Source organism: Gordonia sp. DT101 (assembly GCF_049844895.1).
Classification (GTDB): domain Bacteria; phylum Actinomycetota; class Actinomycetes; order Mycobacteriales; family Mycobacteriaceae; genus Gordonia.
Genome location: NZ_JBNCLX010000003.1, coordinates 385,867 through 408,035, shown reverse-complemented (window position 1 = coordinate 408,035; position 22,169 = coordinate 385,867). Strand labels below are relative to the sequence as shown.

Genomic DNA, 22,169 nt, shown 5'->3' with positions numbered 1-22,169 from the left:
TCGTCGCGGCTGCGCTGCGGGGCCACCGCTTCAGGTCGACAGGCGTCTGGTCGCGAGGTCCCGGAGGTCGCTCGTCTTGATCTTGGCGCTGCCGGTCAGGCGGATCTCGTCGTCGCCGAAGAACAACACATGGCGCGGGACCTTGTAGCTCGCAAGCTGCTCGCGCAGATAGCTGCGGATACCCTCGGACTCGAGCTCGGCGTCCGCGTGGGGCACGATGCACGCCACCACCACCTCGCCGAGGGTGTCGTGCGGAACGCCAACGGTGCGAGTGACCTTCACGCCCGGATGCGCGACCAGCACCTCGTCGACCTCCAGCGGGGACACGTTGGCGCCGCCGGTCTTGATGATGTCGGTGAGGCGCCCTTCCCAGAACAGCCGGCCCGAGTCGTCGAGGTATCCGCCGTCACCGGTGTGGAAGAAGCCTTCGTCGTCCAGGGTCTCGGCCAGCGGCGTGCCCAGGTAGCCGAGCATGAGAGTCGGTCCCTTGACACAGATCTCGCCACGTTCACCGACCGGGACCGTGTCGCCGCGCATCGCGTCGATGATCTTGACGGTGTTCCCCGGCAGCGGCTCACCGCTGCTGCCGCCGATCACCTCATCCGGCGTGTTCGCCGCGAAGCACGTTGTGATGGTGAAGGTCTCGGTGTTCCCGTACGCATGTCCGGGCTCGGTGTAGTCCGTCGACACGGTGGCATGCCGCGCGAGGGCGGTGTTGCGGTCGACGAACCGCAAGCTGCTCAGATCGACCGATTCCCAATTCGGGGCCGCCTCGAGTGCGGCCCACTGGTGGGGCCAGGCCAACGGGAAGTTCACCTTCTCGGAATCCATCAGATCCAGCGCCCCGGAAGCGTCGAACATCGACTGCAGGACGAGTGACCCGCCACTGGCCAGTGTGGAACCGAGGGCCATCCCGAAGTTCCCGGACCAGAAGAAGCCGTTGGCCGACCAACACCGCACGTTGTCGTCGGGTGTGAGTCCGTACATGCGGCGGAATCGCCACATCTGGATCGTGACCCCACGGTGCGCGCTGACGATGCCTTTGGGCCGGCTCGTCGAACCCGACGAGAAGAACAGGACCGCGGTGTCGCTGGGCCGAGTGGTCGCCGCGGTCGACTCGATCAGTTCGCGCGGCTCGCTGCTCCCGAGCGCCAGGAAGGACTCCCAGTCGTCGATTCCGACGTGTCCGGTGACATCGCCGACGGTCGCCAGGTAGGTCAGGAACGGATACGTCGTCGATCGCAACGTCCCCGGTGTCGCGGTCGCGAGCTGTGGTTCCAGCTCGGTGAGGACCTCGGCGAGATCGGATTTCCCGATCCTGCGCTCGAACAACAGCACCGAGACACCGGACACCTTGAGCAGATGATCCAGTTCGGCCGGAGTCGAGAAGGTGCTGAGCGTGACCGCGACACCGCCGGCCAGCGAGGTTCCGAAGACGGCGGAGAGCCATTCGGCGCGGTTGGTCATCAACACCCCGACGCGACTGTCCTTGCCCACGCCTCGGGCGCGGAGTGCGCGTGCCACCTCGATCGACCGCTCCCACAGGTCCGTGTAGGACCAGCGGACCGCACCCTGCGCAGTCCGCATGACCAGGGCCTCCCGGTCACCGAACTTCTCGGTCACCTCGCGGAGAAAGCCTGGCAGCGTGAGGGTTCCGAGGCCGGGTTCGTCATCGAGTGGGGGACCGGTGGCGACCGACGGTGCAGCGCCGGTGGACGGGGTGCTCATGGCTGACCTCGCTTGGATGACAGGTGATACCGCCTCAGCGCGGCAGTTCGACCTCGGCGGTACACGACACCAGGCCGGCGCCGTCCTGGTTGGTGAGCTTCAACTTGATCTGGACGAGCGGGACGCCCCATTCGGACTCGGGCTGCTTGTCGATGACCTCGGCGTCGAAGTAGGTCACATCGCCCTCGAAGGCCGGAGCCCGGAAATCCGCCTTGGTGTGCCGGACCATGCCGTCGTAACCTGCCCAATTTGCGAGGAAGTCGGTGCACCACGCGCCCATCGTCGCGCCGTACCCATAAGCGCGCGCCATGCCCACCTCGCCCGCCTTCTCGGCGTCGATGTGGCCCCGGGATGGGCCGACATAGAGCCCGTCACGCTTGCGCGGATCGATCTTGGCGTCCTCTTCATCGAATCCGAAGCCTTCGCCCCAGCCCGGATCCTGGTAGACCCACGGGTCGTCGATCCCTTCGGGCGCAACCCATTCGAACGTTCCCCAGATGTTGAACAGGAACGCCCGGTACTCGGTGGTGAACGATGCGATGCTGTGCGGCCCGATCACCCGGCGGGGCAGCGTGTCGCCGACCTTCACCTCGTCGAACCGCGGCGACACCCCCAGACGATTCGACAGCAGCCACTCGCGTCGCAGCGCCTCGAGTTCGATCAGTTCGTCGTTTGACCACTTCTTGATCACGCCGACCTGGTTGTCGTACATGCCGCGCTTGGTGGCCTCGGCGGTGAGGTAACGGATCGCCGTCGAGCGTTCCCGTGCCACCAGGGCGCCGTGCTGGTTGGTGTGGGTGGTGTCGCCGCGGGAGAACATCGTGGGTCCCGCGAACTTGGTGTCCGCGATCTTGTAGTCGTGAAAGCGACGTTCCTGGAACAGCTTGTCGCCGGGCCGTACGGGCGTGCCGTAGAACCACCACTCCTCGCCGCCGAAGATCAGATGACTGTTGGGGATGTGCCCGACACAGGCGGGTGCCGCCCCGTGGCCGTAATCCAGTGCCACCGCGATGGATTGGGGTGCGATGAGGCCGCCGTACCGGGACTCCCGAGCGAACTCCTCGTTCCAGTGGATCGGGTTCGGGTTGTCCATCGCCATGGCCCACCGGCGGATGTCGGACGTGCTGCACGGATCCCACAGCTGCCCACCGCCGATCGGCTTGCCGACCCGATGGTCGACGTCGGACAGATCGAGCTCGGTGGCCTCGGTCTTCGATTCGGTCGTGCTGCTCAACGTGTTCCCCGATCTATCGATTGACGTCGACGACGATTCGGCCGCGAATCGCGCCGTCCATGAGTTGTCCCGCCGCCGCGACCGAATCCGCGAGCGACACGTCGCGCGCGATCGATTCCAGCGCATCGGGATCGAGGTCACGCGCCAGCCGATTCCAGGCGGTGATCCGGCGCTGCTTGGGTGCCATCACACTGTCGATGCCCAGCAGGGACACGCCGCGCAGGATGAACGGTGCCACCGACGCCGGGAAGTCCATGCCCTGCGCGAGGCCGCACGCTGCGACTGCTCCGCCGTACCGGGTCTGCGCGCAGGCGTTGGCAAGGGTGTGGCTGCCGACGGAATCGACCACGCCGGCCCAGCGCTCCTTCTGCATGGGCTTGCCCTTCTCCGCGAGTTCGGCGCGATCGACGATCGTGGTGGCGCCCAACTGTTCGAGGTAGGCGGACTCGGAGGTCTTCCCGGTGGATGCGGCAACCGAGAATCCGGCCTTGGTCAGCAACGCGATCGCGACGCTGCCCACGCCGCCGGTCGCACCGGTGACGAGCACCTCACCCTGATCGGGCCGCACGCCGCCGTCGAGCAATGCCTCGACGCAGAGGCTCGCGGTGTAGCCGGCGGTGCCGATGGCCATCGCCTGGCGTGACGTGAACTCCGACGGCAGCGGGATCAGCCAGTCACCCTTGAGTCGGGCACGCTGGGCGAAGCCGCCCCAATGAGACTCTCCGACACCCCAACCGTTCAGCACCACCCGATCGCCCGCGGACCAGTCCGGATGCGAACTCTCGGCGACGGTGCCCGCGAGGTCGATGCCGGGCACCATCGGAAATGTCCGGACGATGGGGGAGCTGCCGGTGATGGCGAGCGCGTCCTTGAAGTTCAGCGAGGAGCAGTCCACCTCGATCTCGACATCACCTTGGGGGAGGTCGGATGCCTCCAGGTCCTTGACCGAGACCGACTGGCCGGACTCGCCCTTCTCGATGACAACAGCCGAAAACTTCTGCAAAGCCGTTCCTTCCCAAGGGAGAAAAGTCGTTGAGGCCGACGTTACGTCAATCCTCATAAGGATAGCAATACTTGACTGGTTGACCGTTCGGTCAGCGTGCGGTCCAGCCGCCGTCGACGACGATCGTCTGTCCCGTCACATATGCTGCCGCATCACCGGCCAGCCAGACCACGGCTCCGACGATGTCGGCGGCGGAGCCCTGCATGGGCAGCGGGGTGTTGCGTCTCAGGTACTCGGCAGCTCGTTCGCTCTCGTACAGCGGGCTGGTGATCTCGCTGCGGAAGAAGCCCGGTGCCACCGTGTTGACCCGGATCGAGTGCCGCGCCCACTGGACGGCCAGTTCCGCGGTCAGTCCGGACAGGCCCGCCTTGCTCGCCGCGTAAGACGCCTGGGGGATGCCGGGGATGCCGACCCGTCCGCTGATCGAGGAGATGTTGACGATCGAGCCGCGGCCGACGGCCCGCATATGCGGGAAGACGTTCTGCGCCAGCAGGAACGGTGCCATCAGGTTCAGCCCCATGGTCTGCCGGATGGCGTCGACGGGCTCGGACTCGGCCCGTTCCTCGGTGAACATGCTGCCCGCGGCGTTGACCACGATCTCCGGCGGCCCGAGGGCCTCGGCGACCTGTGGCACGATGTCGCCCACCCGATCGAGATCGGACAGGTCGCAGGCGATGGGCACGCCGTCGATACGTTCGGCGATCTCGGTCAATCGTTCGCGACGGCGGGCGACCACCGCGACGCGTGCCCCGGCCGAGGCAAGCGCCTGCGCCACGGCCGTGCCGAGGCCCGACGACGCCCCCGTCACGATCGCCACCCGGCCATCGAGATCGAACATCTCGGCGGTGTGGTGATCGGGCGGTGTCACGTGGTGCTCCTGCTCGTGGATCTCTCGACGAGGTCGATGAGGCCGGTCCGTTGTACCTTACCCATCGCGTTGACCGGTAGCGCGTCGATCTGGGACCAGATCTCCGGGACCTTGTAGGGGGACAGGGCTTTTCGGCAGCGCTGAGCCAGGGAGTCGAAGTCGACCCGCGTGTCTCCGGTGCTCTCGACCACGGCGGCCACCCGTTGTCCGAGACGTTGGTCGGGCACCGGGTACACGGCGACCCGGCTGACGTCCGGGTCGGAGCCGATGACGCGCTCCACCTCGAGGGGGTAGACGTTGGCGCCGCCCCTGATGATGACCAGCTTCTTGCGGTCCAGCACCGTCAGCCAGCCGTCGTCGTCGACGGTTCCGATGTCACCGGTCGGCACCGGTCCGGTTTCGGCGGGACGCAGACCGTCGTTCTCCCAGTACCCCAGCATCGGCCGCCAGGCGTGCGCCCACGGACCGTCCGTGCGGCCGGCGACCTTCAGTTCACCGAGCTCGCCGGCAGGTAGCCGCCGGCCGTCGTCGTCGTAGGCGGCGACGTCGTAGTGGTCGAGCACCTGCCCACTCGCTCCGGCGCGCCACTCCTCACCCACCGGATCGATCGACACCACCGCGGGCGCCTCGGTGAGGCCGTAGGTCGAGCGGGGCACGATGCCGTGGGCGGCGGCGAAGTCCGCGCGCAGGTCGTCGGAGGTGTCGCTGCCGCCGCTCCACACCTCCTCGAGCGAGCCCAGATCGATGTGCGGACGGCGGGCGAGGTCGTAGACCTGTGCAGGGGCGCCGTTCCAGACGGTGACCCCGCGGGTGGTGATCCACTCGGCGACACCGTCGACGTCCCGGCGGTTCATCACCACGGCGCATCCGCCGCACTGGGCGGTGAGCAGCGTGGACAGCACCATCAGGTTGAGGATCGTGAGCGGAAAACTGTCGCCCTTGCGCAGCGTCCGGTCGAAACCGCGACCGGCCCGGAGCGCCGCACCGGGGAGCAACAGATTGCGCTGGCTGTGTACCACCGCCTTGGGTCGTCCCGACGTTCCGCTCGTGAACGCGATACCGGCCGGTGCGTCGATGTCGATGTCGACCGGCGGGGCCATCTCGTCCCGGTCCAGCAGCTCGGACCATCGCGCGGCGTCGACGACCCCGGAGGAGGTCAGGCGACATCTCTCGCCCGCCAGGATCACCGACGGCTCACAGAGCGCGCGGACGTCGTCCTGTTCCTCTTCGGACAGCGCCTCCCCGATGCCGGCCCAGATCGCGCCGATCCGCTGGGTGCCATGGAAGGCGGCGACGATGTCGAGATCATTGGGCAGACATGCGGCGACACGGTCTCCGGGCCGTACCCCGAGCGACCAGAGCGCACCCGCGGCGCGGTGGGCCTGCTGATCGAGCTCGGCGTACGACCACACCCCGGACACCGCCTCGATGGCAGGGGACCCCGGATGGGACGAGAGCGTGGGGTCCAGCACGGTGCCGATCGTCTTGAAGTTCTCCACCCGCTACTAATACCACTATCCTTGTAAACATTGATCTGATAGTTTTTGTCCGTGATGGCTGGCGAACATATGGGGGACGGTCGGCGGGTGACGCACACCGGTCCGCTGTCTGGGGTGCGGGTGGTCGATCTGACGGCCATGGTCATGGGCCCCTACTGCACGCAGATCATGGCAGACATGGGTGCGGACGTGGTGAAGATCGAGCCACCCGCGGGCGACAACACCCGCTACATCTCGGTGGGTCCGGAGCCGGCGATGGCCGGGGTCTTCGTGAATGTGAACCGCGGAAAGCGCAGCGCAGTAATCGATCTCCGTTCAGCGGACGGCAAAGCCGCACTGCGCGAACTGATCGCGGACGCCGATGTGTTCATCCACTCGATGCGGGGGGCGGCGATCAATCGGCTCGGCTTCGGCTACGACGAGGTCGTCGCGATCAATTCGTCGATCGTCTACACCAACTGCTACGGATACGGCCGCCGTGGCCCCGACGCGGATCGCACCGCCTACGACGACACGATTCAGGCCGAGTGCGGTCTGCCCTTCGTCCAGCAACAGCTCACCGGGGAGGTCGGCTACGTGGGCACCATCATGGCCGACAAGGTGGCGGGCATGACCGCGCTGTACGCGACGATGATGGCACTCTTCCACCGCGAGCGGACCGGCGAGGGCCAAGAGGTCGAGGTCAGCATGTTCGAGACGATGGCGTCGTTCATGCTCGTGGAGCATGCGAACGGTGCCATGTTCGATCCGCCTCTCGGACCGGCGGCCTATCCACGGGCGGTCGCCCCGAATCGAAAGCCCTACCGGACCAAGGATGGCCACATTTCCGCGTTGGTCTACAACGACAAACAGTGGTCGGTGTTCATCGATGCCGTCAACCCGCCGTGGGCCGGCGATCACTTCGCGACCCTGGCGCAGCGCGCCGCTCGGATCGACACCGTCTACGCCCTGCTGGGGGAGACCTTCGCCGAGCGGACCACGCAGGAATGGCTGGACCTGCTCCGCTCACTCGACATCCCCGCAGCGCCCGTGAACAGTCTCGACGACCTCTTCGACAACGATCACCTGAATGCGGTCGGATTCTTCGAGGATGTGGAAACCCCCAATGGGAGAGTGCGTTTCCCCGGGTCCCCGGCGTGGTTCTCACGTACCCCGGGAAAAGTGGCGGGTCCGGCTCCACGCCTCGGTGCCGACACCGAGGAGGTGCTCGAGGAGATACGGCTCCGCTCTGGCGTGCGAGGGGACGACGATGCCTGACATCGATGGTGAGGTGAGGGTTCGCTCGTGGCTGTTCGCCCCGGGTGACAGTGAGAAAAAGATGGCCAAGGCGACCGCCGGCCCGGCCGACGTGGTGATCTTCGATCTGGAAGATGCTGTCGCCGAGGACGAGAAGGCCGTCTCCCGAAGATTGATCGCCGGATTTCTCTCGGACATCCCCGAACCGCAGCGCCGCCGCCTCTGGGTGCGGGTCAACCCGCTCGACGGGCCACACACGTTGGCCGATCTGGCGGCGGTCATGCCTACCCGGCCCGGTGGGATCATGTTGCCGAAGGCGCGCGGACGCCATGACGTCGAGCTCCTCGATCACTATCTGTCCGCGCTGGAAGTGGCGTCCGACATCGAACTCGGATCGACCAAGGTCATCGTCCTGGTCACCGAGACCGCTGAGGCGATGTTCACCACCGGCGACTATCAGGGGGCGCCGCGTGTGATCGCGATGACCTGGGGCGCAGAGGATCTCGCGGATGCCGTCGGCGCAAGCGAGAACCGGAACCTCGACGGCGCCTACGCTTTCACCTACCAGCTCGCGAGAAGTCTCTGCCTGCTCGGCGCAGCGGCTGCCGGGGTGGCGCCCATCGAGACCATCCAGGGCGACTTCCGTGACCTCGACGGCCTGCGGGCGCGGGCCGAGCAGATCCGCCGCGACGGCTATCGCGGGATGCTGGCCATTCATCCAGCGCAGGTCGAGGTGATCAACGAGGCCTTCTCGCCCTCGGCAGGTGAGCTCGAGGCCGCACAGGAAATCGTCGACCTGTTCGCGTCGAATCCCGGGATAGGGGCGATCGGGTATCGGGGCGCGATGCTGGATCGTCCGCATCTGGCCCGCGCCGAGGCCCTACTCGCGGCAGGGCGGCGTTCATGACGGTCGTGACGCACCCCCGGAACCTCGATCTGGCAGGCGTTCTGCGGCCGGGGGACAGCATCGTCATCGGCCAGGCGTGCGGTGAGCCGACCACCCTGCTCGAAGGGCTGGTCGCTGCGGGCCGCGACATCGGTGACCTCTCGGCCTTCGTCGCGACGAGCTTCTCCGGCACGCTGACCCCGGACTCGGCCGCGGCCGTCTCGCTGTCGAGCATGGGGGCCATCGGTGCCCTGCGGTCGATGAGCAAGGCCCACGCCTTGGACGTCATCCCGTGTCACGTCAGCCAGGTCGCCCCGATGATCACCGCGGGGCATCTGCGATGTGATGCCGCATTCGTCCAGGTGAGTCCGGCAGATGCCAACGGAGACCACAGCTTCGGTCTGATCAGCGATTACGTCGGTGCTGCCGTCGCCAGGGCCCGCGTCGTGGTCGCGGAGGTCAACGACCAGGTGCCCTACACGCTCGGCGAACTGCTACCGGCGTCGCAGATCGATCACGCGCTCCACGTCTCGCGCCCGCCGGTCCAGGTGAATCCGGCGACGATCAGCGAGACCGATCGCGCGATCGCCGCGTACTCGGCCGCCTACATCGGGGACGGGTCGGTCATCCAGATGGGTGTCGGGGCCGTACCCGACGCGATGCTGCAGCTGCTCGTCGACCGCAGGGACCTCGGTGTGCACTCCGGGATGGTCGGCGACGGGCTGGTCGATCTGGTCGAGGCGGGTGCAGTCACCAACGCGCGCAAGCGGATCGATCGGGGAGTGACGATCACCGGGGCCCTGATCGGGACGACTCGGCTCTACGAGTTCGCCCATCGGAACCCGAAGATCAGGATGTGCGCGACGTCGTACACCCACGACGCCGGGGTGATGTCCCAGCTCGACAACCTGGTGACCATCAACTCGGCCGTGGAGGTCGACCTCACCGGACAGGTGAATGCCGAGCAGAGTGGGGCGGCCTACCTCGGTGGTACCGGCGGACAGGTCGACTTCGTCCGAGCAGGTGCGCGGTCGCCCGGTGGTCGCGCAATCATGGCGCTGCCGGCGACCGCGAAGGGCGGAACCGTCAGCCGGATCACCGCACAGCTGTCGGGTCCGGTGACGACGGCCCGCAGCGAGGTGGACGTGGTGGTCACCGAGTTCGGTGCGGCCGAACTCCGCGGGCAGAGTATCGCCGAACGCACCCGGCGCCTGATCGCCATCGCTCACCCGGACTTCCAGGAAGATCTGGCGCGGGCCGCCCATCCGATCCAGCAGCGAAGGTTCTAGGTGAGAGGCACGTCCAGATGAGCGACGCCGTCCTGTTCGATGTCGACGACGAGATCGCGATCATCACGCTGAACCGGCCCGACACCCGCAACTGTCTGTCCGAGGACGTCCGTGACGGACTGGCGCAGGCGTGGGATCGATTCGAGAACTCCGACGACCTACGTGTTGCCGTTCTCACCGGGGCCGGGGAGACCTTCTGCGCCGGAGGCGATCTCAAGGAGATGGTCGCGACCGGCATGCAGGTTCCGCCTCGAGACATGTTCGCCCTGCCCTACGACACGGTGGAGTTGACCAAGCCGACCATCGCGGCGGTCAACGGCGCCGCGTTCGCGGGCGGCTGGATGATCGCGCAGGCGTGCGACCTCTGTGTGGCCAGCAGCAGGGCGAAGTTCGCGGTCACCGAGGTGAAGGTCGGACGGAGCTCCCCATGGGCGTCGCCGCTGATCCACATGATCCCGCAACGGATCATGATGGAGATTCTCCTGACCGGTAAGCCCATCAGCGCGCAACGTGCCTACGAGATCGGGTTGGTCAACCGGGTCGCCGAGCCGGATGACCTGTTGGACTCGGCCGTCGGACTCGCACGGGAGATACTGGTGGGTGCGCCACTCTCGGTCCGCGCTGCGCGTGAGACCGTCATGCTCGCGACGGAGATGGGCCGATCGGCCGCATTGCAGGCAGCGCGAGCCGCGTCGGAGAACTGCTACCGCAGCGAGGACGCGCAGGAGGGGCCCGCCGCGTTCGCCGCGAAACGGACCCCCCGCTGGCAGGGCCGCTGAAGACCGCCCACCTGTCGTCTAACGTGCGTGATCTCGGGGCAGGAACGGCACGAGACCGGGTTCCGGCTGGATTCCGAACGACCGCAACGCCATCGCCAGCATGGCGTAGCAGCCGACGGTGAACACCACATCCATGAGCTGCTGCTCATCCATGTCGCGCGCGAGCGCAGTCCACGTATCGTCGTGGATCGTCCCCTCGTCCAGCAGTTGATCGACCGACGCCACCAGTGCCCGGTCCACCGGAGCCCAACCCGGCGCCTCGGGTCCCGCGCCCACCCGTTCGATCTCGTCGGCGGTGACCCCGGCTCGATCGGCGAGGATCACGTGCTGGGCCCACTCGTATTCCGCCTGGCGCAGGTGCGCAACACGCAGGACGAGCAATTCGCGTTGCCGCGCCGACAATGCGGATCCGGCCAGCAGGTGTTTGTTGAAGGACAGGAACGCCATCGCCAGATTGGGGTAACGGGCGAGGGTGCCGAGCAGATTGTCGCCCGCCTGCCGTTCGTCATCGGGACCCGCACTCTTGACCGACGACCGGAACCCGTTCACGAAGTCCCGCATCTCCGGGGACCACTCTTCCTGTGCCGCAGGGCGTATCCGATCGGTCACGTGTTCCGCCCGCCGTTGACCCCGATGATCTGGCCGGTGATGTAGCCGGCCTCCTCGCTGACCAGGAACGCACACGTCGCGGCGACGTCCTCGGGTTGTCCGATGCGTCCCACCGGTGTCTTGCCGACCTGGGCGTCGACATCGACCATGCCGCTGTCCACGGTCTTGCGGAGCATGGGGGTGTCGATGAAACCGGGCGGTACCGTGTTGACGGTGATCCCGCGGCGGCCGAACTCCAGGGCCAGCACCTTGGTCAGACCGACGACGCCGGATTTTGCCGTGACGTATCCGCCGAGGCCGGGGGAGCCACTGTGCACGCTCGACGACGAGATGTTCACGACGCGGCCCCAGCCCTCCTCGAGCATGTCCGGGATCACTGCCTGACAACAGTCGAACGTCCCGGTGAGGTTGAGATCCAGTGAGCGTTGCCACGCCTCGGCGGTGATCTCCAGGAACGGGCCGGCGAACGTCCCACCGGCGCTGTTGATCAGGATGGTCGGACGTCCCAGCCGGCTCCGCACCTCATCGACGCCGGCGTCGATCTGTGCCCGGTTCGTCACGTCGACGGAGAGGCCGATGGCCTTGCCGCCGGCGTCCTCGATCGCTGCGGCAGCATCCTCCGCCGCCTGCCGATTGATGTCGAAGATCGCGACCATGTTGCCATCGTCGGCCAGCCGGGTACTGATGGCACCGCCGATCCCCGACGCACCACCTGTGACAATGGCCGTGCGCCCGCTCATTTGATCTTCTCCTGGCCGGCAACGGTCGATCGGTGCATGGTCCGTGGCTTGCTGTGGTCGAACGCGCACACTCGGTGAACCAGTCCGGTGTTGTCCCAGAAGACGGTGTCGCCCTCGGTCCAGCTGTGGCTGCAGACCCGGCCGGGCCCGGTGGTGCGGGCCTGCAGGTCCGCGAGAAGTGCCTTGCCCTCGTCGAGGTCCATACCGGCGATGTGTGACGCGGTTGCCCCCAGCACCAGCGACTTTCGGCCGGAGTCGTGCTCCCAGACCAGCGGATGCTCGCGCACGGTGCGTGACGCCCACTCCGTGAGCTGTTCGGGGGTGGGATTTTTGTAGGTGAGTCGCTGGATGGCCTCGAAGGAATGAACGACCCTGAGGTCGGCGAATCGCGCCTTCTCGTCATCGGACAAGGCATCGTAGGCCAAGTAGGTGCTGGCGAACTCGGTCTCGCCGCCTTCGGCCGAGGTGATCCGGGCCGTCAGGATCGAGGACTTCGGGGCGACCTCGTCGAGGAGGCCGTCGATGTGCCAGTATTCGTTGCTGGCGAAGTATTCCGCGTTGGGGTTGGCCGGATCGAAGCTGATCTCCATCACCTCGTCGGTCTCCGGAGGCAGATGGGAGAAGTTGATCAGGGTGCCCAGCTTCCGGCAGAACTCCACCAGGGTTTCGTTGTCCGCGTCGAGTACCGGGAACAGCAGAACGCCGTAGTTCTCCAAAGCCTCGGAGACGGCGTCCGGCAGGTCGGGATCGGTGCGCAGTCGGTCGGCATCGACGTCGAGAATCTTGGCGCCGACGCTCTCCGAGATTCTCTCGGCGTTGATGATGCTCATGGTATGTCCTCCTACGGTCCTGGGTGTGTGCTGTGGTCAGCCGGGGATGTTCGGTTCGCGCCTGTTGGTCAGCGGACGGGTGTATGACGGGTCTTCCGTGCTGCGGGTGGGGGCGCCGTTGCCGTTGATGTCGGGGACATCGGCAAACGGGATGGCCATCGTCGGAACCATGCCCGACCATTCGATCGCGTTGGTACGCAACGCGATCTTCCAGTGCCCGTCGCGTCGCTCGAGCCGGTCGATGTAGCGTCCGCCGGCGATCCAGTTGCTGTCGTCGCGGTTTCGGCCGACGAACAAGTAGTACGTCTCGGTATGGGCGACATCGCCGGTGAGGTCGCAGGTGTGGTTCAACAGATTGTGGTGCGTGGCGAGCTGGCCTTGCTCATGCATGGGGATGGACCACTCATAGAGGTCGACCGGACCTCCGACGAAATCTCCCGCGGCGATGGTCGCGTCGGGATGGAAGGCCGACAGGAACAGATCGCGGTCGAATCGGTCCATCCCACGGCTGAACCGGGTCAGGACATCGATGATGTCCTGGCGATCCAACAGCTCGTCGAGTCGGGTGAGCGACTCCGCGGATACCGTCGTACTCATCGTTTCGTTAGCTCCGTTCGGGTGGTGCGGCTTGCTCAGACGGGGGCCCAGATCGGCTCGCCGCGGGTGGCCCGCAGCGACGGGATGGACCGTCCGTCGATGTCCTTGATGCCATAGTCGTGGGCGAGTTCGGCGGTGATGAACGTTCCGCCGCTACGACTCATGACGTCGTAGTCGGCGGCCAGTGCCGCGATCACCCGGCCGGGGTACTCGGGTGAACAGCCGTGTGCCGGGCGCGTGGCGGCCTGCGTCCCGAGTCCGTCGATGGTGGCCAGGTTGCGTTGAGCGCGTTCAGTGAGCGTCAGTCCCTGCCACAGCGAGATCGAGGCGACGCCATGGTCTTTCAGTTCGATCGCCATGTCCCGAGCCATCCGGTCGACGGCGGATTTTGCGGTGCCGAAGATCACGCCGTAGGTGTACGCCACACCGGTATAGCCGGAGATCGCGACGATGAGACCCGACCTCCGCGGAACCATCATCCGTGCCGCGTGCCATGCGCACACGAAGTTCGACCGCACTCCGACGTCCACCATCTCCCAGTTGGCGAGGGGTTTGCGCCAGAAGGGATCCGGGTCGGTGAGGTCGTCGGGCAGGGAGAAGGCATTGTTGACGAGGACGTCGAGGCGACCCTGCTCGCGCTCTATCCGGTCGAACAGGGCTGCGACGTCGTCGTCGTCACCGTGGTCGACCTGGACGGCGATGCCCTTGCCGCCGCGCCGATCGCACATGGCCGCGGTGTCACCGATGGTGCCCGGGAGCGGAATGGTGTCCGGCGTGACGGTCCGACCGGTGACGTAGACAGTCGCACCCTCGTCGGCGAGGGCCAGGGCGATGCCCTTGCCAATGCCGCGGCTGGCCCCGGTCACCACAGCCACCCTGCCCGACAGCGAATTCGACACCGACGATGACGTCATTGGTGGCCCTACCGCTGTCCCGCGACGCGTGAGCTGCCGAAGAAGGCTTCGCTGTGATCGCCGTTGGCCTTGCCGGTGTAGTGATCACCCCGGAACGGCTCGCCCATCAGTCCCTGGGACCAGTCCGCCGCGACCCCGAGGTCGCGGGACCAGTCGTAGAGCATGGTGCGCTGCGCGATTCGCCATTCCCCGTCCCGTCCCTCCAGTCGATCGAGGTAGCGGCCACCGAGGACGACGTCGTGCTCCTCGGCACCGAAATCCACCCGGTGGTAGGCCGTGACATGGGTCTCGACCAACGCTGTGGCACCGTCGAGGGCGATCACGCTCTGTCCGAGCACATGCTGGGTCACCGCCACCGCGGGTGACCCGGGCACGACCCAATCCAGGTAGGCATCGAAATCGCCTGCGAAGATACCGAAATCGGTGGTGGCACCGGGCCAGAAGGATGCTCGGATCAGCTCGGCATCTCGCCGGTCCTCACCCCGGGCGACCCCCGCGATACACGCGCGGATCTGCTCGTGATCGAGCATCGCCTGAACATCCCTCGGCCCGAATGTCATTCGCTGACGTCCGGTGCCGGGCGGTACCCGAGGATACCCTTGATCTCCAGGTAGTCGTCGAAGCCGAACGCGCCCCACTCGCGACCGTTGCCGCTCTTCTTGTAGCCGCCGAACGGTGCACAGAAGTCGAACGCATCGTTGATGGCCACCGAACCGGCGCGGATGCGGCGAGCCACCGATCGCGCCTTGTCGAGGTCGGCGCCGGCGACGAAGGCCGCGAGTCCGTACTCGGTGTCGTTGGCGATCTCGATCGCATGGTCGATGTCCTCGTACCCGAGGATCGTCAGCACGGGGCCGAAGATCTCCTCACGGGCGATAGCCATGTCGTTCTTGACATCTGCGAACACCGTCGGCTGAACGTAGAAGCCCTTCGTGAGGCCCTCGGGGCGTCCGGGACCACCGGTCACGAGGGTCGCGCCGTCGTCGATGCCCTGCTGGATGAGGCCCTGGATCTTCTCGAACTGCGATGCCGACACCACCGGTCCGATCGAGAAGTCACCGGACGGATCCCCGACGGTGACCGAGGGCGCGGCGTCCTTGGCGGCGGCGATCGCATCTTCCATACGACCGTTCGGCACCAGCATCCGCGAGGGAGCACTGCAGGTCTGCCCCGAGTTGAGCATCATGGTGACGACGCCCTTCGAGACATTCTCGGCGAAATCGTCATCGTCGAGAACGATGTTCGGCCCCTTACCACCGAGTTCCTGGGTGACCCGCTTCACGCCTGCCGCGGCGTTCTTGGCGATGTCGATGCCGGCGCGGGTGGAACCGGTGAAGGAGACCATGTCGACGTCCGGATGTCCCGACAGCGGCACCCCGACGCTCGGTCCGTCGCCCTGGACCAGGTTGAAGACACCCGCCGGAACTCCGGCGGCGTCCAGGATCTCGGCAAAGACCTGGCCGGTGAACGGAGATCTTTCCGACGGCTTGAGTACCATCGTGCAGCCGGTCGCCAATGCGGGGAAGACCTTCACGGCGATCTGGTTCATCGGCCAGTTCCACGGCGTGATCAGTGCACAGACGCCGACCGGTTCCTTGACCACCAGCGATTCGCCGCGCTGCTCCTCGAACATGAAGTTCTGCAGCGCCTCGATCGCGGTGCCGAGGTGACCCGCACCCAGGCCGACCTGGAAACCGTTGGCGAGTGCCGTCGGCGCGCCCATCTCCTCGGTCAGTGCGGCGGCGAGGTCGCCGCTGCGGTTCTGGTATTCGGCGGAGATGTTCTGCAGCAGCTCGACACGCTCCTCGACGGTGCTCGTCGACCAGCCGCCGAACGCCTGCCGGGCGGCGGCCACCGCCTTGTCGACATCCGCCGCGGAACCCGACGCGACCGTGCCACAGACCTCCTCGGTAGCGGGGTTGATGACGTCGAAGGTCGCCGACTGTGCGGAGTCGACCCATCGGCCACCGATGTAGAACTTGCGATACTCACGCATGACAGCCCCAATTCTCTTTTCGTGCAACGGGAAGTGCTACTGCTGGCCCTCGGCGTACCACGTGCGGAACTCGTCGTAGCTCGGCATCTCCTCGGAGTTCGCCTTCGGGTCGACCGCGACGTGGATGACGCCCGGCTTGCCACTCGCGAACGCGCGCTTGATGGCCGGTGCGATGTCGTCGTCCTTCTCGACGTATTCGCCGTAGCATCCGAATCCCTCGGCGACCTTGTCGAGTCGGGTGGCCTCGCTCCAGTGGACGCCGGTCTCCCGGGACCCCTGACCGTAGGTGCGCTTGTAGACGCCCACCTCGAGTCCCCACGCGTAGTCGACGGCGACGACGCAGACGAGCGGCAGGTTCAGGCGTGCCGCGGTCTCCAACTCGGAGATGTGGAACTGGAACGACGAGTCACCGGTGATCAGCATCATCGGACGCTTCCCACCGTCGGCCACGCCGGCCCCGACTGCATACGGCAAACCGGTCCCGAGGTGCCCGAAGTTCTGATTCCACATGACGTCATGCGGTTTGGCCTGCGAGTAGGTCCATCCGAAGATGGTCGTCGCGCCGCCGTCGCGCACCATGATCCCGTCGGCCGGGAAGTCCTTCGTGGCCTCGACGATCAATCGTGCGGGATGCACCGGGCTCGCACCCGACGGGGCGGTCTCGGCGAGCTCGGCCAACTGTGCCGCATCGTCGGCGATCCAGCGCTCGAGTTCCGGGGTCGCCGTGCGTGGCGAATCCTTCAGGGCCTCGACGATCTGGGGCACCACGGCACGGAGATCTCCGATCAACGGCACGTCGATGGGACGATTGACCCCGATCGCGGCGGGATCCTGCTCGATCAGCAGCCAGCTGCGTTTCGCCTCGCCGTCGACCCAGTGCCTGCCCTTGCCGAAGTGCACCGGCTCGCCGAGTTCGGTGCCGATGGCCAGGCACAGGTCGGATGTGACGACCGCCTCGACGGCCGCCTTCGAGAAGCCGTACGGAAAGGTGCGGTCCTCCAGTCCTTCGATAAAGGAAGTGCCGCCGGATGTTTGGATGACCGGACAGGCCATCAGGTCGGCGAGCTCCTTGACGGAGGCGCCGGCACGGGCCGTGTGGACGCCGTGTCCGATGAGCAGGATGGGCTGCTTGGCCGCACCGATCAGGCGTGCGGCCTCGTCGACCTTGTCCTGCCCGGCGGTCTGTCCGACGAGGCGGTACCTACTCGGAGGCAGCGCCGGTGGCACATCCAGTTCTTCCTGGATCACGTGCGAGGGGTACTCGATGTAGACCGGTCCCGGCGTTCCCGACAGCGCCTTGCGCAGACCCTCGCGGATGATCTCGTCGGTCTGATCGGCGTATTCGATGCTGGCGCTGTACTTCACAGATGGCTCGATGAGCCCTGACTGCTGGACGAACTGGATGCGACCCCGGCGAACGCGCTGCTCGGTGATCCGGGCCCGCTGCCCGCCAAGGAAGATCACGGGTGAGTTCTCGACCTTGGCGCACATGACGGCACCGGCCATGTTCGCGATACCCGGACCCAGCGTGCCGACGCAGACCGCGGCCTTGCCGGTCATCCGGGACACCGCCTCGGCCATGAAACCAGCGGTTTCCTCGTGGTGCGGGGCGACGACATTCCATCCGCGCTCCTCGGCTGTGTGGAAGAGGTGAACGAAATTGGGGTCGGGGATACCGAACATCGTGTTGATGCCCTCGGCCTCGAAGAGGTCGAGAATTCGTTCATAGACCTTGACTGACACGCGTACTTCCCTCCGTCGCTAGTGCGAAACTCTTCGTGATGTGGTCGACATGGCCTGACGGGACTACCGGCAGGAGCCAAGAATTGGTGGCGTCTCGTATTTCCTCGATGCGTTCACCGACGTCGTCGATGGACCATTCGGACTGGTACACACCCTCGGTCTCGGCGATGTAGGCGCGGGCCACCCGCCCGGCTATCGACACCAGCATCTCGCCGGTGATCGAACAGGATTCGTGGGCGAGCCACCCCACCGCGGGTGCGGTGAGCTCCGGTCCCATCGGCGGGTACGCGGAGGTGTCGAGTCCTTCCGCCAGCCGAGTCAGGGCCGCCGGGACGATGACATTCGACAACACCCCGTGTTCGTGGCCCTCCAGCGCCGCGACGTTGGAGAGGCCGATGATCCCGGCCTTGGCCGCGCCGTAGTTGGCGACGCTCTTGTTGCCGTAGATCCCGCCGATCGACGATGTCAGCACCACACGGCCGTATCCGGCTTCGCACATCAATGGGAAGGCCGGTCGCACCACATGGAAGGCACCACGGAGGTGGACATCGAGGACGGCATCGAAATCCTCGTAGGTCATCTCCGACAACGACGCATAACGGTTGTTGCCGGCGTTGTGGACGAGGATGTCGATCCGGCCGAAACCCTCCACCGCCGAATCGATGATGGCGCGGCCGCCCTCCGCGGTGGCCACCGACGCGGTGCATGCGATCGCCTCGCCGCCCATGTCCCGGATCTCCCGGACCACGTCGGCTGCGGGCCCGGAATCGGTGTCCTCGCCGCTGATGCTGCTGCCGGGATCGTTGACGACGACCTTGGCGCCCCGCGATGCAAGCAGGAGGGCATAGGCCCGCCCCAGGCCGCGCCCGGCGCCGGTGATCACCGCGACTCGGTTGTCGAATCGGAGTTCAGACATCGAATGCCCAGTATCGACACGGCTTTTCACCGTCGCGTGTCACTTCTCCAGCACCAGGCCTTCCAGTTCGCCCGTGTCGCGCCACGCCTGCAGGCGATCACTGAGCTCGTAGAAACCGCCCCAGAACGGATCACCCAGGAACGACCGTCCGTTCGGCTCACCCTCGGCGTTGTAATAGCCGGGGGTGCATTCCATGGTGAAGGTGCTGTTGTCCACGGAGAACTCGCGGATGGTCTGCACCCAGCCCTCCTCGGCCTCCGAGGTGGGTTCGACATACGTGGCGCCGCGTCCGAGAGCCTCGGCGACGATATAGGAGATGTGATCGGCTTGCTGTTCGAACATCAGCGTGGTGGATGCGGTGACACCGCCCTGGACGAATCCGGTGGCGAAGTGGTTCGGGAATCCGTGCGCCATCACACCGTGCAGAGTTCGAAAGCCCTTGCCCCAGTGGTCATATAGTGACACCCCGTCGCGGCCGGCAAACGGCTTGATGTCGAACTGCCGGTCCAGGGCAGTGGTGATCTCGAAGCCGCTGGCGAACACGATGCAATCGACCTCGTACTCGACACCGCCCGCGACGACTCCCTTCTCCGTGATGCGCTCGACCCCCTTGGTCTCCGAGACGTCGACGAGAGTCACGTTCGGACGATTGAACGTCGGCAGGTACTCGTCGTTGAACACGGGACGCTTGCACATGTTGCGGTAGTAGGGCTTCAGCTTCTCCGCTGTCTCCGGATCCTCGACGATCTGCTCGACCCGCTGACGGAGCCGTTCCATCGCACGATAGTCCTCGATCTCCTTGAGCTCCATGAACTTCGCCGGATCTGCCAACGCGGCCCAGCCCTCGAAATTCTCGGTCGCGTTGAGCTTCGCGGCCATGTTGCGGGCGACCTCGGTCCAGCCGTCGCAGATCAGGTCGGGTTCACCCGGGTTGTAGAAGGCGAACGCCGCGTTGTGGAAGTTGTGCTGCCGCGCGGCCCGCCACCCCGGCTCGAGGGTCTGCACCCATTCCGGGTCGGTGGGGTAGTTGGCCCGTTCGAAGATGTAGGACGGCGTGCGCTGGAAGACGGTGAGATGCTTGGCCCCCCGCGCGAGATGCGGGATCGCCTGCACGCCGCTCGACCCCGTACCGATGACGGCGATGCGTTTGTCGCCGATCTTGTCCAGGCCGCCGTGGAGATCGCCACCGGTGTAGTCGTAGTCCCAGCGGGCGGTGTGGAAGGTGTGGCCCTTGAAGTCCTTGATCCCCGGGATACCGGGCAGCTTCGGCCGGTTGTAGGGGCCCTGGCACATGATCACGAAGCGGGCACGGATCGCATCACCGCGATTGGACGTGATCTGCCACCGGTTGATCTCACCGTCCCACTCCAGCGTCTGGACCAGGGTGTGGAACAGCGCGTGGTCATACAGGCCGAAATGCTCCCCGATGCGCTGAGCGTGATCGAAGCACTCGTCGCCTTTGGAGAACTTCTCCTTCGGCATGAAGCCGGTCTCTTCGAGCAGGGGTAGGTAACAGTAGGCATCCGAGTCGATCTGGATGCCCGGGTAGCGGTTCCAGTACCAGACACCACCGAAGTCGCCACCGAGCTCGACGATCTTGAAGTCTGAGACGCCGGCCTGTTGCAGCCGATGCGCGGTGATGAGACCGCAGAAGCCACCCCCGAGGATCACCACGTCGATGTCGTCGGTGATCGGCTGACGCGGTACCACCGGCAGATGCGGATCACCCTCGTAGAACTCGGCGAAGTCGTCCTCGGCCTCGAGATACTGGGCCTGACCATCGGAACGGAGACGCTTGTCGCGCTCGTGCAGATACTTCTCGTGGAGAGCGGCGATGTCGACGTCGGGCGTCTGCGTGGGTTCGCAGTTCTGCATGGTGATTCCTTGCTTCGGCACTGCTCTGATGGGAGGGCGGAGAATTCGGGTCAGGCGAGGTCGGTGGGTTCGCCGGTGCCGACGTACTTCGCGAGGTTGTGGTGCAGGTTGACGATGCTGCGCTCGCGGTAGGGGTTGGGCTTGGGGCCGGAGAACCCTCGCGACTTCACGCCCTTCTGCACCGCAGCCATGTTCGTGAAGTCCTGCGGCAGGACGGTGCGCCACCCTGGATCGTCGACCGGCGCGTACTCCCACTCCGTCTCGGGTTCTTCGTCTTTCGGGAACAGCTCGAAGACAGCTGCCTCGAAGTAGCACTTGTCGGGGTCGTCACCGTAGGGCCGGGCGCTGTAGCAGAGCATGTTGTTGAGCGCGTGTCCGATCTGGAAGTTGGGGAAGATCTGCCACGCGGTCCCGCTCTTGGAGACCGTCGCCGGGTCGACGGTCGGCCAGATCACCCCGCGATCTTCATCGTCCTTGCGGGCAGAGGCCAGCCAGTGGGCCAGCACCTCCCCGGGTGGAGTGCCCTCGGGTAGTTCGTCGATCAGTCGCTGGGCCGCGTCGACCAATGTGCGAGTTGTGTTGGTGTTGGCGTTTTCCCAGGTGAAGTTCTGCAGATCGATGGTCGAGAGGCGGGCATCGGGGCCATCGGCGACTCGCAGCTTGGCCTGGTTGTCCTCCATGCCCTTCGGCGCATCGTAGCCGATGTTGCTGTGTTTGCCCTGCGCACGGGACCACCCGAGAAAGGTTCCGTAGGCCCGGAACTCGGGGTGTGTGTAGGGGACGTGGTAGGTCTCCATGAACGCTTCCAGTGCGATCTTCCAGTTACAGTCGAAGACAAGCCATTTGCGCCACCGGTACCGCATGTTCTCGAGCTGGAACGGATCGAGCAGGCTCGCGGCCGGCTCCAGATAGTCACGCAGGGGCTCGCAGTCCGGGTCCATGTTGATCCAGATCCAGCCGCCCCAGGTATCGACCTGGACATTCTTGAGCCGGGTCTTCTCCTCGGTGAGTCCGGTGGGCCAGTCTGCACGCTCGGCCGCCCAGGTGTTCTTTCCCTCCAGATCGTAGGTCCAGCCGTGGAATCCGCACACAAAGGTGCGACAGCTTCCCTTGGCCTCACGCTTCCCGTCCGGAGTGTCGACGAGTCGGCGCCCACGGTGAGAGCACACATTGTGGTACGCGCTGATCTTGTCCTTTGACGACCGCGCGATGATGAACGAGTCGTCCATGATCTCGTAGGTGAGAAAGTCGCCGACCTCGGGGATCTCCTCGACCCGGCCGACCTGCTGCCACACTCTGGTCCAGAGCTTTTCCTGCTCGAGTTTCAGATACTCCTTGGACGTGTACGCGCCCACACCGATCTCGAGCGGTGTGGTGGGGGGCTCGTCGTCGCTCGTGGTGACGATCTTCTGGATGTTGTCGATGGT

Annotated in this window: 20 protein-coding genes; 4 read left to right on the top strand and 16 right to left on the bottom strand. The window is 65.9% G+C overall.

Annotated features, from left to right (window positions below; all coding sequences use genetic code 11):
* Positions 1–30: 30 nt before the first annotated feature.
* The 5 genes from ACLQ3I_RS13220 to ACLQ3I_RS13200 form a co-directional block, all read right to left on the bottom strand.
* Positions 31–1,728, bottom strand: coding sequence for a class I adenylate-forming enzyme family protein (locus tag ACLQ3I_RS13220; protein WP_425802370.1), 1,698 nt, complete (start codon positions 1,726–1,728; stop codon positions 31–33).
* Between the two features lie 34 nt (positions 1,729–1,762).
* A complete protein-coding gene (locus ACLQ3I_RS13215; protein ID WP_425802367.1) occupies positions 1,763–2,962 on the bottom strand; it encodes an FAS1-like dehydratase domain-containing protein in 1,200 nt (399 codons plus the stop codon).
* A 13-nt stretch (positions 2,963–2,975) separates the two neighbouring features.
* Complete coding sequence (locus ACLQ3I_RS13210) at positions 2,976–3,965, bottom strand: MDR family oxidoreductase (protein ID WP_425802365.1); 990 nt, start codon at positions 3,963–3,965, stop codon at positions 2,976–2,978.
* A gap of 91 nt (positions 3,966–4,056) precedes the next feature.
* Positions 4,057–4,833 (bottom strand): SDR family NAD(P)-dependent oxidoreductase, encoded by a 777-nt coding sequence (locus ACLQ3I_RS13205; RefSeq protein ID WP_425788560.1) that lies wholly within the window; start codon positions 4,831–4,833, stop codon positions 4,057–4,059.
* On the bottom strand, positions 4,830–6,332 hold the full coding sequence (locus ACLQ3I_RS13200; protein ID WP_425802363.1) for a class I adenylate-forming enzyme family protein: 1,503 nt from the start codon (positions 6,330–6,332) through the stop codon (positions 4,830–4,832). The genes ACLQ3I_RS13205 and ACLQ3I_RS13200 overlap by 4 nt, the downstream gene beginning before the upstream one ends.
* Before the next feature lie 69 nt (positions 6,333–6,401).
* On the opposite strand from ACLQ3I_RS13200, the gene ACLQ3I_RS13195 reads away from it, so the two are divergent.
* The 4 genes from ACLQ3I_RS13195 to ACLQ3I_RS13180 are packed head-to-tail and all read left to right on the top strand — an operon-like array spanning position 6,402 to position 10,522.
* Positions 6,402–7,589 (top strand): CaiB/BaiF CoA transferase family protein, encoded by a 1,188-nt coding sequence (locus ACLQ3I_RS13195; protein ID WP_425802823.1) that lies wholly within the window; start codon positions 6,402–6,404, stop codon positions 7,587–7,589.
* Positions 7,582–8,475: an HpcH/HpaI aldolase/citrate lyase family protein gene (locus tag ACLQ3I_RS13190; RefSeq protein ID WP_425802361.1), complete on the top strand. Its 894-nt coding sequence runs from the start codon at positions 7,582–7,584 to the stop codon at positions 8,473–8,475. The genes ACLQ3I_RS13195 and ACLQ3I_RS13190 overlap by 8 nt, the downstream gene beginning before the upstream one ends.
* Positions 8,472–9,743: an acetyl-CoA hydrolase/transferase family protein gene (locus ACLQ3I_RS13185; protein WP_425802359.1), complete on the top strand. Its 1,272-nt coding sequence runs from the start codon at positions 8,472–8,474 to the stop codon at positions 9,741–9,743. Before ACLQ3I_RS13190 ends, ACLQ3I_RS13185 begins: the two co-directional genes overlap by 4 nt.
* Positions 9,744–9,760: 17 nt before the next feature.
* On the top strand, positions 9,761–10,522 hold the full coding sequence (locus ACLQ3I_RS13180; RefSeq protein ID WP_425802357.1) for an enoyl-CoA hydratase/isomerase family protein: 762 nt from the start codon (positions 9,761–9,763) through the stop codon (positions 10,520–10,522).
* An 18-nt stretch (positions 10,523–10,540) separates the two neighbouring features.
* On the opposite strand, the gene ACLQ3I_RS13175 is transcribed toward ACLQ3I_RS13180, so the two are convergent.
* From ACLQ3I_RS13175 to ACLQ3I_RS13125, 11 genes are read right to left on the bottom strand one after another with little or no spacing between them, the layout of a single operon-like run.
* Positions 10,541–11,131 (bottom strand): carboxymuconolactone decarboxylase family protein, encoded by a 591-nt coding sequence (locus ACLQ3I_RS13175; RefSeq protein ID WP_425802355.1) that lies wholly within the window; start codon positions 11,129–11,131, stop codon positions 10,541–10,543.
* The gene (locus ACLQ3I_RS13170) at positions 11,128–11,871 is read right to left on the bottom strand and encodes an SDR family NAD(P)-dependent oxidoreductase (protein ID WP_425788548.1); all 744 of its coding nucleotides are present in this window, start codon (positions 11,869–11,871) and stop codon (positions 11,128–11,130) included. The genes ACLQ3I_RS13175 and ACLQ3I_RS13170 overlap by 4 nt, the downstream gene beginning before the upstream one ends.
* On the bottom strand, positions 11,868–12,701 hold the full coding sequence (locus ACLQ3I_RS13165) for a TauD/TfdA dioxygenase family protein (protein WP_425802353.1): 834 nt from the start codon (positions 12,699–12,701) through the stop codon (positions 11,868–11,870). Before ACLQ3I_RS13165 ends, ACLQ3I_RS13170 begins: the two co-directional genes overlap by 4 nt.
* 36 nt (positions 12,702–12,737) lie before the next feature.
* Positions 12,738–13,298: a nuclear transport factor 2 family protein gene (locus ACLQ3I_RS13160; RefSeq protein WP_425788545.1), complete on the bottom strand. Its 561-nt coding sequence runs from the start codon at positions 13,296–13,298 to the stop codon at positions 12,738–12,740.
* A 35-nt stretch (positions 13,299–13,333) separates the two neighbouring features.
* Positions 13,334–14,167 carry an SDR family NAD(P)-dependent oxidoreductase gene (locus tag ACLQ3I_RS13155; RefSeq protein ID WP_425790433.1) on the bottom strand — a complete coding sequence of 278 codons (834 nt, stop codon included), beginning with the start codon at positions 14,165–14,167 and terminating at the stop codon, positions 13,334–13,336.
* A gap of 53 nt (positions 14,168–14,220) precedes the next feature.
* Positions 14,221–14,742, bottom strand: a complete 522-nt coding sequence (locus ACLQ3I_RS13150) for a nuclear transport factor 2 family protein (protein ID WP_425788543.1) — start codon at positions 14,740–14,742, stop codon at positions 14,221–14,223.
* A gap of 26 nt (positions 14,743–14,768) precedes the next feature.
* On the bottom strand, positions 14,769–16,208 hold the full coding sequence (locus tag ACLQ3I_RS13145) for an aldehyde dehydrogenase family protein (RefSeq protein WP_425802350.1): 1,440 nt from the start codon (positions 16,206–16,208) through the stop codon (positions 14,769–14,771).
* A 36-nt stretch (positions 16,209–16,244) separates the two neighbouring features.
* Entirely contained in the window at positions 16,245–17,951 is a 1,707-nt protein-coding gene (locus ACLQ3I_RS13140) for a thiamine pyrophosphate-binding protein (protein WP_425802348.1), read from the bottom strand.
* Positions 17,932–18,867 carry an SDR family NAD(P)-dependent oxidoreductase gene (locus tag ACLQ3I_RS13135; protein ID WP_425788538.1) on the bottom strand — a complete coding sequence of 312 codons (936 nt, stop codon included), beginning with the start codon at positions 18,865–18,867 and terminating at the stop codon, positions 17,932–17,934. The genes ACLQ3I_RS13140 and ACLQ3I_RS13135 overlap by 20 nt, the downstream gene beginning before the upstream one ends.
* 39 nt (positions 18,868–18,906) lie before the next feature.
* Positions 18,907–20,742, bottom strand: a complete 1,836-nt coding sequence (locus ACLQ3I_RS13130; protein WP_425788536.1) for a flavin-containing monooxygenase — start codon at positions 20,740–20,742, stop codon at positions 18,907–18,909.
* Positions 20,743–20,792: 50 nt separating this feature from the next.
* On the bottom strand, positions 20,793–22,166 hold the full coding sequence (locus ACLQ3I_RS13125; protein WP_425790431.1) for an aromatic ring-hydroxylating oxygenase subunit alpha: 1,374 nt from the start codon (positions 22,164–22,166) through the stop codon (positions 20,793–20,795).
* Positions 22,167–22,169 lie beyond the last annotated feature (3 nt).

Excerpts from the sequence above, each read along its gene's own strand:
- ACLQ3I_RS13220 (WP_425802370.1), bottom strand. The coding sequence starts at position 1,728 with ATGAGCACCCCGTCCACCGGCGCTGCACCGTCGGTCGCCACCGGTCCC.
- ACLQ3I_RS13195 (WP_425802823.1), top strand. The coding sequence starts at position 6,402 with ATGGGGGACGGTCGGCGGGTGACGCACACCGGTCCGCTGTCTGGGGTG.
- ACLQ3I_RS13190 (WP_425802361.1), top strand. The coding sequence starts at position 7,582 with ATGCCTGACATCGATGGTGAGGTGAGGGTTCGCTCGTGGCTGTTCGCC.
- ACLQ3I_RS13185 (WP_425802359.1), top strand. The coding sequence starts at position 8,472 with ATGACGGTCGTGACGCACCCCCGGAACCTCGATCTGGCAGGCGTTCTG.
- ACLQ3I_RS13180 (WP_425802357.1), top strand. The coding sequence starts at position 9,761 with ATGAGCGACGCCGTCCTGTTCGATGTCGACGACGAGATCGCGATCATC.
- ACLQ3I_RS13170 (WP_425788548.1), bottom strand. The coding sequence starts at position 11,871 with ATGAGCGGGCGCACGGCCATTGTCACAGGTGGTGCGTCGGGGATCGGC.
- ACLQ3I_RS13165 (WP_425802353.1), bottom strand. The coding sequence starts at position 12,701 with ATGAGCATCATCAACGCCGAGAGAATCTCGGAGAGCGTCGGCGCCAAG.
- ACLQ3I_RS13160 (WP_425788545.1), bottom strand. The coding sequence starts at position 13,298 with ATGAGTACGACGGTATCCGCGGAGTCGCTCACCCGACTCGACGAGCTG.
- ACLQ3I_RS13150 (WP_425788543.1), bottom strand. The coding sequence starts at position 14,742 with ATGCTCGATCACGAGCAGATCCGCGCGTGTATCGCGGGGGTCGCCCGG.
- ACLQ3I_RS13145 (WP_425802350.1), bottom strand. The coding sequence starts at position 16,208 with ATGCGTGAGTATCGCAAGTTCTACATCGGTGGCCGATGGGTCGACTCC.
- ACLQ3I_RS13135 (WP_425788538.1), bottom strand. The coding sequence starts at position 18,867 with ATGTCTGAACTCCGATTCGACAACCGAGTCGCGGTGATCACCGGCGCC.
- ACLQ3I_RS13130 (WP_425788536.1), bottom strand. The coding sequence starts at position 20,742 with ATGCAGAACTGCGAACCCACGCAGACGCCCGACGTCGACATCGCCGCT.